Annotated in this window: 11 protein-coding genes; 5 read left to right on the forward strand and 6 right to left on the reverse strand. The window is 74.1% G+C overall.

Annotation, left to right across the window (positions count from 1 at the left end):
• Positions 1 to 49: 49 nt before the first annotated feature.
• Both BGK67_RS09300 and BGK67_RS09305 read left to right on the forward strand, forming a co-directional pair.
• Complete coding sequence (locus BGK67_RS09300) at positions 50 to 1,090, forward strand: lytic polysaccharide monooxygenase (protein WP_069919632.1); 1,041 nt, start codon at positions 50 to 52, stop codon at positions 1,088 to 1,090.
• Between the two features lie 79 nt (positions 1,091 to 1,169).
• Positions 1,170 to 2,291: an IS630 family transposase gene (locus tag BGK67_RS09305; protein ID WP_069919633.1), complete on the forward strand. Its 1,122-nt coding sequence runs from the start codon at positions 1,170 to 1,172 to the stop codon at positions 2,289 to 2,291.
• Positions 2,292 to 2,365: 74 nt separating this feature from the next.
• Here the strand turns inward: BGK67_RS09305 and BGK67_RS09310 are convergent, their stop codons facing one another.
• The 3 genes from BGK67_RS09310 to BGK67_RS09320 form a co-directional block, all read right to left on the reverse strand.
• Positions 2,366 to 3,226: an esterase/lipase family protein gene (locus tag BGK67_RS09310; protein ID WP_069919634.1), complete on the reverse strand. Its 861-nt coding sequence runs from the start codon at positions 3,224 to 3,226 to the stop codon at positions 2,366 to 2,368.
• 165 nt (positions 3,227 to 3,391) lie between these two features.
• Positions 3,392 to 4,375, reverse strand: a complete 984-nt coding sequence (locus BGK67_RS09315; protein ID WP_079154098.1) for a DNA polymerase Y family protein — start codon at positions 4,373 to 4,375, stop codon at positions 3,392 to 3,394.
• A 323-nt stretch (positions 4,376 to 4,698) separates the two neighbouring features.
• Positions 4,699 to 8,313, reverse strand: coding sequence for a DNA polymerase III subunit alpha (locus tag BGK67_RS09320; protein ID WP_208948672.1), 3,615 nt, complete (start codon positions 8,311 to 8,313; stop codon positions 4,699 to 4,701).
• Positions 8,314 to 8,445: 132 nt separating this feature from the next.
• On the opposite strand from BGK67_RS09320, the gene BGK67_RS09325 reads away from it, so the two are divergent.
• Both BGK67_RS09325 and BGK67_RS09330 read left to right on the forward strand, forming a co-directional pair.
• Entirely contained in the window at positions 8,446 to 9,564 is a 1,119-nt protein-coding gene (locus BGK67_RS09325) for a YhgE/Pip domain-containing protein (RefSeq protein ID WP_069919636.1), read from the forward strand.
• 45 nt (positions 9,565 to 9,609) lie between these two features.
• The gene (locus BGK67_RS09330; protein WP_069919637.1) at positions 9,610 to 10,794 is read left to right on the forward strand and encodes an AAA family ATPase; all 1,185 of its coding nucleotides are present in this window, start codon (positions 9,610 to 9,612) and stop codon (positions 10,792 to 10,794) included.
• 134 nt (positions 10,795 to 10,928) lie between these two features.
• Here the strand turns inward: BGK67_RS09330 and BGK67_RS09335 are convergent, their stop codons facing one another.
• Both BGK67_RS09335 and BGK67_RS09340 read right to left on the reverse strand, forming a co-directional pair.
• Positions 10,929 to 12,584, reverse strand: a complete 1,656-nt coding sequence (locus tag BGK67_RS09335; RefSeq protein WP_069919638.1) for an amidohydrolase — start codon at positions 12,582 to 12,584, stop codon at positions 10,929 to 10,931.
• A gap of 64 nt (positions 12,585 to 12,648) precedes the next feature.
• Positions 12,649 to 14,058, reverse strand: coding sequence for a purine-cytosine permease family protein (locus BGK67_RS09340; protein ID WP_069919639.1), 1,410 nt, complete (start codon positions 14,056 to 14,058; stop codon positions 12,649 to 12,651).
• Between the two features lie 138 nt (positions 14,059 to 14,196).
• Here BGK67_RS09340 and BGK67_RS09345 point away from each other — a divergent pair, with 138 nt between their 5' ends.
• Positions 14,197 to 14,799 carry a TetR/AcrR family transcriptional regulator gene (locus BGK67_RS09345; RefSeq protein WP_069919640.1) on the forward strand — a complete coding sequence of 201 codons (603 nt, stop codon included), beginning with the start codon at positions 14,197 to 14,199 and terminating at the stop codon, positions 14,797 to 14,799.
• Between the two features lie 210 nt (positions 14,800 to 15,009).
• Here the strand turns inward: BGK67_RS09345 and BGK67_RS09350 are convergent, their stop codons facing one another.
• The gene (locus BGK67_RS09350) at positions 15,010 to 15,204 is read right to left on the reverse strand and encodes a hypothetical protein (RefSeq protein ID WP_069919641.1); all 195 of its coding nucleotides are present in this window, start codon (positions 15,202 to 15,204) and stop codon (positions 15,010 to 15,012) included.
• Positions 15,205 to 15,235 lie beyond the last annotated feature (31 nt).

A 15,235-nucleotide genomic window follows, 5' to 3' on the forward strand; every position in this document is an offset into this window, starting at 1 on the left:
TTCCGGTTCCGCTGGCGCGCCCCTGCCTTGTGCCCGAAGGAGATCCACCATGTCCGCACGCCGCCGTACCGTGACGCTGCTCCGTATCGCCTCCGCCGGCCTCGCGCCGCTCGCGGTCGCCGCGTACGCCGCCGCTCCCGCGGTCGCCCACGGCTCGATGACGGACCCCGTCAGCCGGGTCGCGGCGTGCTACGCGGAGGGCCCGGAGTCCCCGCGGTCCGGGGCGTGCAAGGCGGCGGTCGCGGCGAGCGGGGCGCAGGCGTTCTACGACTGGAACGCGGTGAACATCGCCAACGCGGCCGGCAACCACCGGTCGCTGATCCCCAACGGCCAACTCTGCTCGGCGGGCAACGACAAGTACCAGGGCCTGGACCTGGCGCGCGCCGACTGGCCGGCGAGCCCGATGAAGGCGGGCGCGCACACCTTCCGCTACAAGGGGACGGCCCCCCACCGGGGTTCCTTCGAGCTGTACGTGACGAAGGACGGGTACGACCCGGCGAAGCCGCTGGCGTGGTCGGACCTGGAGCCCGCCCCGTTCGCGAAGGTCACGGACCCGGGGATGCGGAACGGCGACTACGTGTTCTCCGGGACCGTCCCCAACAAGTCCGGCCGCCACCTGATCTACAGCATCTGGCAGCGCTCGGACAGCCCGGAGGCCTTCTACACCTGCTCCGACGTGGTCTTCGGGAAGGACAACGGCGGTTCGGCCCCCAAGCCGAGCGGCAAGCCCAGCAGCAAGCCGAGCGCCAAGCCCAGCGACGCCGCCACGCCGTCCGAGGCGCCCACCGAGGCCCCCTCGGCCCCGACGGACCAGCAGATCGCCGACGGCTCCGGCAAGTCCAGCGTGGAGCACAACGGCCACGGCGACAACGACCCGAAGACGAACGGGAACGCGGCCGCGGCCGCGGCCCCGGTGTCCTCGATCCCGGCTCAGGCCCCGGCTCCGCAGGGCGGGAACCTCGCGGAGACGGGCGGCAGCAGCGCCACCCCCGCGATCGCGATCGGTGGCGCCGGTGTGCTGGCCACGGGTGCGGCCGTGCTGTTCGCTCTGGCCCGCCGTCGTGCGGCGACGGGCCGGCACGGCCGCTAGTGCTGTGACCGGGAAGGTTCGCCGGGTTGTTCCTGGTGCTGGTTGGAAATGAGTTCTCCAAGCAGCGTGGGGAGGCGGGATGGCGAAACCGGTCCGGGTTCGCGGGCTGACGGAGCAGGAGGGCCAGAAACTCCAGCACATCGTCCGGCGGGGCAGCACGAGTTCAGTGCGGTTTCGGCGGGCGATGATGCTGCTGGCTTCGGCCGGCGGCAGCACGGTCCCGGTCATAGGCCGCCTGGTCCAGGCGGACGAGGACACCGTCCGCGATGTGATCCACACGTTCAACGAGATCGGGCTCGCATGCCTGAACCCTCGGTGGGCGGGAGGCCGTCCCCGCCTTCTCGATCGTGACGACGAGGACTTCGTCGTCCAGACGGCCACTACTCGTCCGACCGTGCTGGGCAAGCCCTTCACCCGCTGGTCGATCCGAAAGCTCGCCGATCACCTGCGCAGGAACACTGCCCGGCCCGTCCGGATCGGCCGGGAGGCACTGCGGTGCTTACTGGCCCGCCGCGGGATCTCCTTCCAGCGCACGAAGACCTGGAAGGAGTCCCCGGATGAGGCCTTCGACGCGAAGCTCGCCCGGATCGAGTACGCGATCAACGAGCGGCCGGACCGCACGTTCGCGTTCGACGAGTTCGGGCCTTTGGGCATTCGCCCCACCGCTGGCTCCTGCTGGGCCGGGCAGACCCGGCCCGACCGCCTGCCGGCCACCTATCGGCGCACCCACGGAATCACCTACTTCCACGGCTGCTACTCGGTCGGCGACGACCAGATGTGGGGGATCAACCGGCGCCGCAAGGGCATCGACCACACCTGGACCGCGTTGAGAACGATCCGTGCCGCCCGCCCGGACGGCGCCCCGATCTACGTGATCCTCGACAACCTCTCCGCCCACCTCAACTGGAAAATCCGCAGGTGGGCGGCTCGCAACAAGGTCGAGCTGTGCTTCACCCCGACCTACGCTTCCTGGGCCAACCCGATCGAAGCCCACTTCGGACCGCTACGGCAGTTCACCCTGGCCAACTCGAACCACCCCAACCACACCGTCCAGACCCGGGCCCTGCACGCCTACCTGCGCTGGCGCAACAAGAACGCCCGCCATCCCGACGTCCTTGCCGCCCAACGACGCGAACGCGCCCGAATCCGCAGCGAAAGAGGTATCCGCTGGGGCGGCAGACCCCTACCCTCCGCGGCCTGACCGCTCAACCCGGCGAACCTTCCCGGTCACAGCACTAGGTCATACGGTCGGACAAGCCGCGGGCCGCGTGTGCGTCAGTCGAAGACCGATGCGCACGTGGTCCGTTCGGCGTGCGCGGGATCGAGGGCGTTCAGGGCCTCGTGCCAGGCGATCCGGTCGGTGAGCCCGATGGCGACGTGCTCCGAGAAGTCCAGGGCGCACAGGTCCTGCAGGACGACGTTCTTGACGTTCGCCCCCTCCAGGAACCCGCTGCGGTAGGGCGTGACCACCTGGTCGTACTGGGTGGCGATGACCGTGTACTGCACCCCGGGCACGGTGTCCCCGCCCGCGTTGAGCTTCTGCAGGAAGGCGGATCCGGCGATCTGGTCGGCGAGGCCCGGGGTCGCGGTGCTGACCAGGTGCTCGGCCCCGGGGAAGTACGGGAGGAGCTTGGTGAAGCCGAGCAGGGTGGTGCCGTGGTTGTCGGGGGCGAGCCCGACCAGCGCGTTGACCTTCTCGGCGCCGCCGAGGAACTTCAGGTAGTAGCGCGGCATCATGCCGCCCTGCGAGTGCCCGATGATGTCGGTCTCGGCGGAGCCGGTGGCGGCGAGCACCCTGTCGACGAAGACGTCGAGCTGTTCGGCGGACTTGTCGACGGGCCCGAGCCCGTGGAAGAAGGGCACGCCGGGCAGTTGCCCGTAGTCGAGCGAGTAGACGCAGTAGCCGCGGTGCACGAGGTACGGCGCGAGGCCGAGCCAGTTGTCCACGGAGTTGCCGAAGGTCCCGTGCACGAGGACGACGGGGCGCGGATGCGCGGCGGACGGTTTGCAGGACCAGTTGTTCCAGCCGCTGCTGGGGGCGGACGCGGCCTGGGCGGCGCCGGTGGGGGCGACGAGTGCGGCGGCGGTGAGGACGAGGACGGCCAGCGGGCGGAGCAGGCGTCTCCAGGGCAGCATCGGGTGATCTCCTTGCGGGTCGGCTCAAGGGGATGAGGCGTGGGGGTTCGTCCCGTGATCCGGATCACAAAGGGGCGCTGCTGCCGCCAAATTACGGGTGAGTAGCAAGACAGGGAAGTTACGCGTCGGTAAAAACTCGCGGGTCGTGCGGTGTTCGACCGTCGCTCAGGCCGCGAGCGTGCCTCGGGCGATGGCGTGCGGCCCGAACCGGGCGCGGACGCGGTCCGTGACGGCCTCCAGGCGGCGGGCCTTCTCGTCCTCGGGGTCCAGGCTGAGCTGCCGCGCGGCCCGTTCGGCCGGGGTCAGCCCCTCCGCGCGCAGGGACAGGGCGCGGACGCGGGCCCGCTGCAGGCCGAGGCCCTCGTAGAGGGCGTAGGCCGTGGCGGTCAAGGTGGCGGAGTGCGCGGTGGGCTCGGTGAGGGTGCGGGTCCGGGTGAGCGTGGTGCGGTCGGCGCAGCGGACGGTGAGCGAGAGGGTGCGGCAGACCTGGCCCCGGCCCCCTTCTTGTGTACGAAGCGTACGGAGCTTCGTGCCGAGCTCGTCGGCCAGCGAGAGCAGGGCCCGCCGGTGCCGTGCGGGATCCAGCTCGTCCCGGTCGAAGGCGCGCTCGGCGGCGAGGGCGTGGGCGGCCGCGCCGGGCCGGACGGGGGTCCGGTCGATGCCGAGGGCGCGCTCCTGCACCTCGCGGCCGAGGCGGGCGCCGAGGATCCGCCGCAGGGCGGCGGGCGGGGCGGCGGCGACCCGGCCGACGGAGTCGAGGCCGTAGGAGCACAGGGTGCGGGCGGCCTTGGGGCCGACTCCGTCGAGGGCGGTGACGGGCTTGCGGGCCAGGAACGCGCGGACGGCGGCGGGATCGTCGGGGATCACCAGGGTCCCCCCGGGCGGAGCCTCGCGGGCCGCCGCCCGGGCCAGCATCGGGTTGCCGGCCACGCCGACGGTGCAGTCCACGCCGTGCAGGGCGAGGGCCCGCACCCGGATCACGGCGGCCAGCCGGTCGGCGTCGCAGCCGAAGTAGCGCAGCGCGGCCCGGACATCGGCGAGGGCCCCGTCGGGCGGCAGGGCCTGCACGGCCGGGGTGATACCGCCGAGCAGCGCCAGCACCCCGGCATACTCCGGCCCTCCGACCGGCCCCCCGCCGGCGGCCCCCATCCGCAGACAAACCACAACTCCACCGGAGCCCACGCCCGCACCGGAAGCCACGCCCGCACCGGAAGCCACACCGGGGCTGGAAGCCGCGCCCGCACGGGAAGCCCAGCCCGCAGCCGCGGCCCAGCCCGCCTCGGGTACCGTGCCCGCGCCCGAAGCCACACCCGGACCGGGAGCCACGCCCCCGCGGGAGGCCCAGCCCGCAGCCGCGGCCCAGCCCGTCTCGGGTACCGTGCCCGCGCCCGAAGCCACACCCGGACCGGGGCCCGGGCCCGCAGCCCGGCCCGCAGGCGCGCCCGCGCCCGCCGCCGTGCCCGCCGCCGTGTTCATCCCGGGCTCCCCGGGCTGGAGTGCCACAGCTTGCGGCCGGTGGCGGGGCCGGTGCCCGGGGGCTGGAGGTCGGCCCACGGGTTCATCTCGTACCCCGTGGACATGCGGATCCGGCGGCCGGGGCCCGCCGGGGCCGCGGCCCCGGCGTCGCCGCCCTCACGCCCCGCCCCGGCGTCGCCGCCCCCGGCCCCGGTGTCGCCGGAGGCCAGACGGGTCGCGACCGCCTCCAGGCCGCCTGCCGTGCGCAGTTCCACCAGTTCCGCCAGGTTCCACGCCGCCGCCCCGACCACGCTCAGGCTCTGCGGGCCCCGCCGCTGCACGACGCCCCGTACCAGCAGCAGGAAGGAGTGGAAGACGGTGTGCGCGTACCGCTCGTGACTGTCGTCGAAGAAGGCCAGGTCGACCAGGCCCGTCCCGTCGTCCAGCGTCGTGAAGATGACCCGCTTCCCGGACCGGATCGGCGGGGTCTGGGTGGCCGCCTTGGCCCCGGCCACCAGGACCGTCTGCCCGTGCCCGGCCTCGCGCAGCCGCCGCGCCGGGATCACCCCCAGCTCGGCCAGGAAGGCGTGGTGGTCCGCCATCAGGTGCCGCGAGGCGTCCATGCCGAGGACGCCCAGCTCGGCGCTGAGCCGTTCCGCGTCGGTCAGGTCCGGCAGCCCGACCGAGGCCGTGGACCGACCTCCCTCCAGGGGGAGTTGGGGGCCGCGCACCAGGCCCCGCACGCCGGCCGCCCGCTGTGCGCCGTGCAGCTCCGTCAAGTGCAGGAGCAGATCGCGCCGGTTGGCGCCGAACGCGTCCAACGCCCCCACCTGCGCCAGCCGTTCGGCCACCGGCCGGCCCGGGTGCGCCCGGTCCCAGAAGTCACGCAGGGAGGCGTACGGCTGCCCGGCCTCGATCCGGCCCGCCTCGGCCTCGCTGATGCCGTGGACGTCGGACAGCCCGAGCCGCAGCCCCCACGCACTGGCCGCACCCGCATCGGACACCAGTTCGATCCGATGGGCGGCCGCGGACCGGTTCACGTCCAGCGGCAGCACCGGCACGCCACGCCGCCGCGCGTCCGCCAGCAGCAGCCGCTTCGGGTACATCCCCGGGTCGTGGGTCAGCAGCCCCGCGTAGAAGGCCGCCGGGTGGTGCGCCTTCAGCCACGCCGACTGGTACGTGGGCACCGCGAAGGCCACCGCGTGCGCCTTGCAGAAGCCGTACGAGCCGAAGGCCTCCACGATCTCCCAGGTCCGGGCGATCACCTCCGCCGGGTAGCCGCGCTCGCCGGCCTTCGCCGCGAACCAGACCTTGATCCGCCCCTGCGACTCCGGATCGGACAGCCCGCGCCGCACCCGGTCCGCCTCGTCCCGCCCGCAGCCGGTCATGACGTGCACGATCTCGATGATCTGCTCGTGGAAGACCACCACCCCGTACGTCTCGCGCAGCGCCTCCGCCAGGTCCGGGTGCGGGAAGCGCACCGGCGCCCGCCCGTGCCGGGCCTCGATGAACGGCCGCACCATGTCCGCGGCCACCGGCCCCGGCCGGAACAGCGAGATGTCCACCACCAGGTCCTGGAAGGTCGACGGCTGGAGCCGCCCCACCAGGTCGCGCTGGCCCGGGGATTCGATCTGGAAGCAGCCCAGCGTCTCGGCCGACCGGATCAGCTCGTACGTGGCCCGGTCCCCCGGCGGCACCTGCGCCGGGTCGTCCAGGTCGAGCTCGCGGCCGGTGCCGCGCCGGATCTCGGCGACCGCGTGCGCCATCGCGGACTGCATCCGTACGCCGAGCACGTCGAGCTTGAGCAGCCCGAGCTCCTCCACGTCGTCCTTGTCGAACTGGGACATGGGGAACCCCTCGCCGCTGGTGGGCACCACCGGTGTACGGGCGAGCAGGGAGGCGTCGGAGAGCAGCACCCCGCACGGGTGCATGGCGATCCCGCGCGGCAGCGCGTCGAGCGATTCGACGAGCTCCCACAGCCGCCCGTACGACTCCCCGCGTACGTCGCGCAGTTCGGGAAGCTCCCGCAGCGCGGCGCGGGCGTCGCGCGCCCGGATGTGCGGGAAGGCCTTGGCGAGCCGGTCGGTGACGGCCGGGTCCATGGACAGGGCGGCGCCGACGTCGCGGATGGCGTGCCGGACCCGGTAGGTCTCGGGCATGGAGACGGTGGCGACGCGCTCGGCGCCGAACCGGTCGATGATCCGCCGGTAGACCTCCAGCCGGCGGGCGGACTCCACGTCGATGTCGATGTCGGGCAGGACCCGCCGGCGCTTGGACAGGAAGCGCTCCATCAGCAGGCCCTGCTCGACGGGGTCGGCGTGCGCGATGCCGAGCAGGTGGTTGACGAGGGAGCCGGCGCCGGACCCGCGGGCGGCCACACGGATGCCCATCTCCCGTACGTCGTCCACTACTCGAGCGACCGTCAGGAAGTACGAGGCGTAGCCGTGGTAGGCGATGATGTCGAGCTCGTGGTGCATCCGCCGCCAGTACGCCGGGTCGTCCGCGTAGCCGCGCAGCACCATGCCCGCCGAGGCGCGGGAGGTGAGGACCCGCTGGGCGCTGCGGTGGGCGGCGCCGACGAGGCCGGCCTCGGGGAAGTGCACGGATCCCATGCCGAGGTCGTCCTCGGGATCCACCGCGCAGGCCTCGGCGGTGTGCCGGGTCTCGGCGAGGAGGCGCCGCGCGTCGGCGGGGCGCAGGCCGGCGGCCCGGGCGATCCGGTCGGCGGCGTCGGCCATGGCGGCCGGGGCCTTGAGCCAGCGTTCGCCGCTGTCGAGGGGACCGCGGGGGTCGATGGGTACCAGGCGGCGGGCCGCGTCGAGGATGTCGGCGACCGGCCCCTGGCCGGGGTCGGCGTAGCGGACGGCATTGGTCAGCACCGCCGGGACGCCCTGTTCGGCGGCGAAGCCGACGGTACGGGCGGCCAGTCGGAGCGAGCCGGGTCCGGTACCGGTGCGGCCGTGGTGGACGGCCTCCAGGCGCAGGGAGTCGCCGAAGACCTCCCGCCAGGGTGCGAGCAGCCGGGCGGCCCGGTCGGGGCGGCCCGCGGCGAGCGCCCGCCCCACTTCGGAACTCGGCCCGAGCAGCACGAAGACGCCCTCTCCGCGCAGGGCGTTCCAGGGCAGCAGCGGCCGGCGCCCGGCGGAGTCGCCCGCACGGCCGGTGTCGCCCGCATGGGCGGCGGTGACCATCCGGCACAGCTCGGCCCATCCGGCGGCCCCGTCGCGGGCCAGGAAGACGGCCCGGGCTGCGGACTCGTCGACGAAGGCGCCGCCCTTGACGGGGTTGCGCCGCCGGTACGAGGCCTCGCCGGCGCCTGTCGGGCCCCCCGGCCCGGCAGGCCCGGCCGACGCCGCCGGGGGCGCCACGGCGAGGTCCACCCCGAACAGGGGCCGGATGCCGGCCTTGGCGGAGGCCTTCGCGAACCGCACCGCGCCCGCCAGGGTGTCCCGGTCGGTCAGGGCGAGGGCGTCCATGCCCCGCTCGACGGCACGTTCCGCCAGCCGTTCCGGGTGGGAGCCTCCATAGCGCATGGAGAACCCCGAAACGGTGTGCAGATGCGTAAAACCTGGCACCCGCCGCCTCCTGCTTCGCTCGTTGCCCCCGTTCCTTCGACTCCCCCTCTCCACCATAGAGCAATTCGAATATCCGTGCGAAACACTTGTTCGATCACCCGGGATGCCCGTCCGGAAGATCACCCCGCAGGTCACCCATTGGGCCCACCCCTGCTGCGCCCCGTCCCCGGTACGCCGAGCGTGGGGGGCATGACCCAGCCCACCGAGAGCACCGACGCAGGCCCGTCCGGCGGGTTCCTCGCCGAGATCAAGGACGCCGTGACCACCCGGGCAGCCCTGCTGGTCCTGGGGGTGCTGGCCCTCCAGCTCGCGTTCATCACCTCGTACATCGGTGCCTTCCACCACCCGAAGCCCCGTGAGGTCCCGATCGCCGTGGCCGCCCCCGCCGCGCAGGTCGCCGAGCGGACCGCACAGCGGCTCGCCGCCCTGCCCGGCAAGCCGCTCGACCCACGAACGGCCGGGGACGAGGCCGCCGCGATCCGCCTGATCCGCAACCGGGACGTGGACGGCGCACTGATCGTCGACCCGGCCGGGCAGACCGACAGGCTGCTGGTCGCCTCCGGCGCCGGGGCCTCCCTCTCGCAGGCCCTCGAGGAGATCGTCGGCGCGGTGGAGAAGGCCCAGGGGCGGACCGTCCGGATCACCGACGTGGCCCCGGCCTACCAGGGCGACAGCCGCGGCCTGAGCTCCTTCTACCTGGTCGTCGGCTGGTGCGTGGGCGGCTACCTGTGCGCCGCGATCCTCGCCATCAGCGCCGGCGCCCGGCCCGCGAACTCCGCCCGCGCCGTCATCCGGCTCGGCGCGCTGCTCGTGTACGCGATCGCGGCCGGACTGCTCGGCGCGGTCATCGCCGGCCCGGTCCTGGACGCGCTGCCCGGCTCGCTCTTGGCCCTGTGGGGGCTGGGCACCCTGGTCGTCTTCGCGGTGGGCGCGATCACGCTGGCCTTCCAGGGGCTGGCGGGCGTGGTCGGCATCGGTCTCGCGATCCTGCTGGTCGTGGTGTTCGGCAACCCGAGCGCGGGCGGCGCCTACCCGTACCCGCTGCTGCCCCCGTTCTGGCAGGCGATCGGCCCGGCCCTGCCGCCGGGCGCCGGTACGTACGCCGCGCGCTCCATCGCGTACTTCAGGGGCAACGGCACGACCGGGCCGATGCTGGTGCTGGCCGCCTGGGCGGTGGCCGGCTCGGCGATCACGATCGCCTGCGCGCTCTTCCGAGGGGGCAGGCCGGGAGCCGCCGTGGGCAGCGGGCTCCCCGACGACTCGCCGTCGGTCCCCCGGTTCGTGGACGAGGGGACCGAGGCGCGGTAACACCCCGGGGCTTCCTGATCGGCCTGAGCGCGGCATCATCGATAGGTGATCACCACTCTGGCGGTGGAGAACTACCGCTCCCTGCGCAAGCTGATCGTCCCGCTGGGCCGGCTCACCGTCGTCACCGGCGCGAACGGGACGGGCAAGTCCAGCCTCTACCGTTCCCTGCGGCTGCTCGCCGACTCCGCGCGGGGCGGCGCGATCGCGGCGCTGGCCCGCGAGGGCGGGCTGCCGTCGACGCTGTGGGCGGGGCCGGAGAAACTCGGGCGGGCGGTGCGCGAGGGGCAGCACCCGCTCCAGGGCACGGTCCGCACCGAGCCGGTCAGCCTGCGGCTGGGCTTCGCCGGGGACGAGTTCGGCTACGCGGTGGACTTCGGCCATCCGGCGCCGGTCCCCGGCTCCCTCTTCGCCCTGGACCCGGAGATCAAACGCGAGTGCACCTGGGCGGGGCCGGTGCTGCGCCCGGCGGCGCTGCTGTCCGATCGCGCGGGGCCGGCCGTACGGACGCGGACGGCGGACGGCGGCTGGCACCGCACGCAGAACGCCCTGCGACCCTACGACTCCATGCTCAGCGAGCTCGCGGACCCCCAGCTGGCCCCCGACCTGCTGGCCCTGCGGGAGCGGATGCGGTCCTGGCGGTTCTACGACCACGTCCGCACCGACGCCGGGGCGCCCGCCCGGATCCCGCGGATCGGCACCCGCACGCCGGTGCTCGGCGCCGACGGCTCCGACCTGCCGGCCGCGCTCCAGACGATCCGGGAGATCGGCGACCACGCCGCGCTGGACGCCGCCGTCGACGCGGCCTTCCCCGGGACGCGGGTCTCCGTCTCCGACCGGGACGGCCGGTTCGAGCTGGAGCTCCACCAGCAGGGCCTGCTGCGGCCGCTGGGCGCGGCCGAGCTCTCCGACGGGACGCTGCGGTACCTGCTCTGGACGGCGGCCCTGCTGACGCCCCGCCCGCCGGCGCTGATGGTCCTCAACGAGCCGGAGACCAGCCTCCACCCGGACCTCCTGGCCCCGCTGGCGGACCTGATCCTCACCGTGAGCCGGGACACCCAGACGGTGGTGGTCACGCACGCGACCCCGCTGGCGGACGCCCTGGCGGCGGGCACCCGCCGGCACCGGGTCGACCTGCGGACGATCACCCTGCTGAAGGAATTCGGCCGCACCGAGGTCGCGGGCCGCGAGGGCCCCCTGGACGAACCCCTCTGGCACTGGCCCCAGCGCTGACCCCCGCCCCGACTCCCCCGCCGGGGGGCACCCCCAGCCCCGCCGGCGTTGAGGCGTGGGGAGGGCCTGGGGCGGAGCCCCAGGAAGCGGCCCGCACGGGCTCACCCCACGCTCACCCCCGGCGGGCCGCGGCATCAGCCCGCCCGGTGGACCGCTTCGCCCGCCACCACCACCGTCTCGGCGACCGTTCCCGGAATCGACTCCACCGGGATCTCGAAGATGTTCCGGGACAGGACCACGAAGTCCGCCGCCTTGCCCACCCTCAGCGAACCCCGCTCGTCCTCCAGGAAGTTGGCGTACGCCGAGCCCATCGTGTAGCCGTGGACCGCGGTCGCCACGTCCACCGTCTCCCCCGGCTGCCACGGCTCGCCGCCGCCCAGCGGCCGCCGCGTCACCGCCGTGTAGATGCCGATCATCGGGTCCATCTCCGCCACGTTCCAGTCGCTGGAGAACGCCAGGACAGCCCCCGCCTCGTGCAGGCTCCGCATCGGCCAGGCCTTGTGCCAGCGGTCCGGGCCCACGTTCTCGGCCCAGTCCTGACCGGGGCCCGCGATCTCCGGCGCGCAGTGCCGCGGCTGCATGCAGGCCACCACGCCCAGCTCCGCGAATCGCGCCACGTCCGCCGGGTCCAGGCACTCCACGTGCACGACCTGGTGGCGGGCGTCGCGCGGGCCGTTGACCGCACGCGCGTGCTCCACCGCGTCCAGGACGGTCCGGATGCCCCGGTCACCGGTGGCGTGCACGAAGCACTGGAACCCCCGCGCGTCCAACCCGGCGAGGAGCTCCGCGAACTCCTCGGCCGGGTAGAAGGTCTCGCCCCGGTGGTGCCCGCAGCCGGCGTACGGCTCCAGCAGCGCGGCCGTACGGGGCTCCACCACGTCGTCGATGTACAGCTTGAGCGGGCCCACCCGCAGCCGGTCCCCGGCGAACCGGCGGGCCGCGTCCTCGAATTCGGCCAGGTCGGCCTCGCCCGTCCCCCGGGGGTGGAACAGCGCGGCGACGATCCGCGAGCGCAGCCGCCCCTCCGCCCGGGCCCGCTCGAAGAGCTCCAGGTCGTCGAGGGAGTTCTGCGGCTCCACCACCGTGGTGATGCCGAAGCCGATCGCGTCCTCGAGGCTCTTGGCGAGCCGCCCGTACTGCCGGTCCGGCGAGGCCCAGGGCACGCCCAGATCGCGCAGCGCCCGGTGGCCGTCACGGGACAGGCCCTTGATCGCGAAGTCCTTGACGAAGCCGGTCGGCTCCCCGGTCTCCGGGTCCGTGGCCGCCGTCCCGAAGGGCAGGTCCGTACGGTCCCGGCTGACGCCCAGGCGCCGCATGGCCGCCGTGTTCAGCCACGCCGTGTGCACGTCGTACGAGAGCACCAGCGCCGGGATGTCCCCGGTGACCGGGTCGAGGTCGGCCGCTTCCGGCATCCGGCCGCCCGGGATGGCGGAGTAGTCGAAGGCCTCGGCCTCGATCCACTCGGCGTCCGGGTTGGCCTGCCGCCAGGCCAGGATCCGCTGGTGGATGCCGTCCAGCGTCCGCACCCCGGCAAGCTGCACGCAGGCGTCGTCGGAGCCGAGCCGGACGTGGTTGTGCGCGTCGATGAAGCCGGGCAGGACGAGCCTGCCGCCCGCGTCGATCCGCTCGGTGTCCGGTCCGGCCCAGTCGGCGGCCTCGGCGTCCGGGCCGAGCCAGACGATCCGGCCGTCGTGCACGGCCAGGGCCTCGGCCTCGGGACGGGCCGGGTCCACGGTGTGGATGCGGGCTCCGGTGAGCAGCAGGTCGGCGGGGAAGGGACGGCGTGCCATGTGCGGGTGCTCCATTACGACGTGGGACGGGAGGCGGGGGACGGGAGGGCGGGCCCCGGGCAGCTCAGGCCACCGGGGCCGCGGAAGCGGCGGCCGGGGGGTACGCCGGGATCCGGCGGGCCAGCGCCCAGTACGTCAGCCCGGAGACGACCGAGCCGAGGAGGGTGAGGTCGGCGCCGCCGAGCGGGGCCACCAGCGGCCCGGTCCACAGCTCGGAGTCGCAGGTCAGGGTGGCGAATGCCATGCCGGCGAGCAGGGCGGCCATCCCGGCCGGGTGGTAGCCGGCGCGGTACCAGTAGGCCCCCGGGCTCCCGGCGTGCAGCGCGTCGGAGTCGTAGCGGCAGCGGCGCAGCAGCATGTCGGCGAGGAAGACCCCGCCCCAGGGCGCGAACACGATGATCAGGAGGGAGAGGAAGGTGAGCAGGGAGGTGGTGAAGTCGGTGAGGAAGAGCGCGGCGAGCGAGCCGAGCGCGGTGACGGCGGCGCTGATCACGATGGCCCGGGCGCGGCTCCACGGGATGCCGAGGACCTGGAGGTTCAGGCTGGAGGAGTAGAGCGTGATGATCGAGTTGGTGACCGAGCCGCCGAGTACGAGGGCCAGGAACAGCGGCTGGAACCAGCTGGGCAGCAGGCTCTCCGCCCCCGCGACCGCGTCGGTCATGTCGGTCTGGGTGGCGGCGGCGACGCCCGCGATGCCGAGGGCCACGGAGGAGGCGAAGCCGCCGAGGGCGCCCATCCAGGTGATCGACTTCAGGGAGGTGGTGCGGGGCAGGTAGCGGGTGTAGTCGGCGGGCATCGGCAGGTACGAGAACGGCCCGGCGAGCATGACCACGAAGGCCAGGCTCCAGCCGGACAGGCCCGGGGCGTCGGCGGGGGCGGAGGTGTCGGCGCCGGGCAGGACGAAGACGAGCAGCGCGCCGAAGCCGGCGGCCAGGACGTAGGCCATCCAGCGCTCGGCGAACTGCACGGTGGCGTGGCCCCACAGGGCGACGGCGAAGGTGAGCGCGAGCGCGATGCCGAGCGCGAGGCCTCGTACCAGGTGACCGCCGCCCAGGCCGACTTCGGCGAAGAAGACCTCCAGCGCGAGCGTGCCGACCACGGTGTTGACGATGGTGTAGCCGATGCTCACCACCCAGTTGAGGACCCCGGCCGGGAAGTTGCCGCGGACGCCGAAGGCTGCGCGGGAGATGACCAGGGTGGCGGTGCCGGTGCGGATGCCGCCGAGGCCGGCGGCGCTGATGGCGAAGAACGACAGCCCGCTGAGCACGACCACGCCGGCGGCCTGCCAGAAGGAGAGCCCGAAGGCCACGGCCAGGGCGCCGTTGATCACGTAGGTGAAGGTGAGGTTGGAGCCGAACCAGAGCCAGAAGAGGTCCTTGGCGCTGCCGTGGCGTTCCGCGTCGGGGATGGGGTCGATCCCGTGGGTCTCGACCCGGAACACCTCGTCCACGTCGGCTGTCTCCTGCTGCCCCATGCCGGACCCCTGACCTCGAGCGATCTTGAATGACGTTCTAAATTCTTGAATGGCATTCAAGATGCGGGGTGCGACGGGACCCCGTCAAGACCCTGTCCGGGATAGGGTCGGGCCAGGAAGATCCGGAGGGCGGGAGCGGTGGCGGGAGCAGCACGGCGGCGCGACGGGCAGGTCGCCCAGGAGCGGATGCTGGAAGAGGCCATGGCGGCGATCGCCGAGAACGGCCTGGCGGCGCTGACCATGTCCGCGCTGGCGGAGCGGCTCGGCACCAGCGGCGGCCACATCCTGTACTACTTCGGCAGCAAGGACCGGCTCCTGCTGGAGGCCCTGCGCTGGAGCGAGGAGCTGCTCACCGGGGAGCGCCGGGCCCTGCTCGGCCGCCGGGTGACGGCCGCCCGCAAGCTCGACCAGTTCCTGGAGCTCTACCTCCCCGAGGGGCCGCGCGACCCGCGCTGGACCCTGTGGATCGAGCTGTGGGCCCGTACGGCCTCCAACGAACCGCTGAAGGCGGCCCAGGAGGAGATCGACGACGGCTGGCAGCGCGACCTGGAGACGCTGCTGGCCAAGGGCGTGGACCAGGGCCGCTTCGCCCCCGTGGACGTCCCCGCCCGGGCCTCGGAGCTGCTCGCCCTGCTGGACGGGCTGAGCACCCGGGTGGTGCTGGGGCAGCGCGGCGCGGACCGCGCCCGGGCCCTGGACCAGGCCCGCTCGGCGGCGGCGGCCCTGGTCCCGCCCGCGTAACGCAGCGGCCCGCGCCGCCGACCGCCCCGCAGCCGCCCGCCGGGACCCGCACCCGCCCGCCCGGCCCCGCGCCCGCTCGGCCCCGCGCCCTCAGCCAGGACCCGCACCGGCCACGAGCAGTACCGGGCCCCGGCCGCGCGGAACGGCCCGCCCGGGGCCCAGGGCCCGGGGCGGGCCGTCGCGCGTCCCCCTCGGGGGCGGTCGCAGGGGTCAGTCCTTCCCGGTGGGAGCCCCTTCCGCGTTGCCGTGGTACGCCTGCCGCATCAGCTGCCGCATGTCGTCGATCATCGGCATCCGCGGGTTGGCGGGCGCGCACTGGTCGTTGACGATGCGGGCGGCCTGCTCCTGGTTGAACGACTCGAACCGGCCGAGCGCCTGGAGCGCCCCCTGGACCAGTCCGTCCACCCTCTCGTTGGCCTGACGAGCCCCCGCCCGG

This window comes from Streptomyces subrutilus (assembly GCF_001746425.1).
Taxonomy (GTDB): domain Bacteria; phylum Actinomycetota; class Actinomycetes; order Streptomycetales; family Streptomycetaceae; genus Streptomyces; species Streptomyces subrutilus_A.

Coding starts and splice junctions, on each gene's coding strand:
- BGK67_RS09300 (WP_069919632.1), top strand. CDS start 50: ATGTCCGCACGCCGCCGTACCGTGACGCTGCTCCGTATCGCCTCCGCC.
- BGK67_RS09305 (WP_069919633.1), top strand. CDS start 1,170: ATGGCGAAACCGGTCCGGGTTCGCGGGCTGACGGAGCAGGAGGGCCAG.
- BGK67_RS09310 (WP_069919634.1), bottom strand. CDS start 3,226: ATGCTGCCCTGGAGACGCCTGCTCCGCCCGCTGGCCGTCCTCGTCCTC.
- BGK67_RS09315 (WP_079154098.1), bottom strand. CDS start 4,375: ATGGGGGCCGCCGGCGGGGGGCCGGTCGGAGGGCCGGAGTATGCCGGG.
- BGK67_RS09320 (WP_208948672.1), bottom strand. CDS start 8,313: ATGGTGGAGAGGGGGAGTCGAAGGAACGGGGGCAACGAGCGAAGCAGG.
- BGK67_RS09325 (WP_069919636.1), top strand. CDS start 8,446: ATGACCCAGCCCACCGAGAGCACCGACGCAGGCCCGTCCGGCGGGTTC.
- BGK67_RS09335 (WP_069919638.1), bottom strand. CDS start 12,584: ATGGCACGCCGTCCCTTCCCCGCCGACCTGCTGCTCACCGGAGCCCGC.
- BGK67_RS09340 (WP_069919639.1), bottom strand. CDS start 14,058: ATGGGGCAGCAGGAGACAGCCGACGTGGACGAGGTGTTCCGGGTCGAG.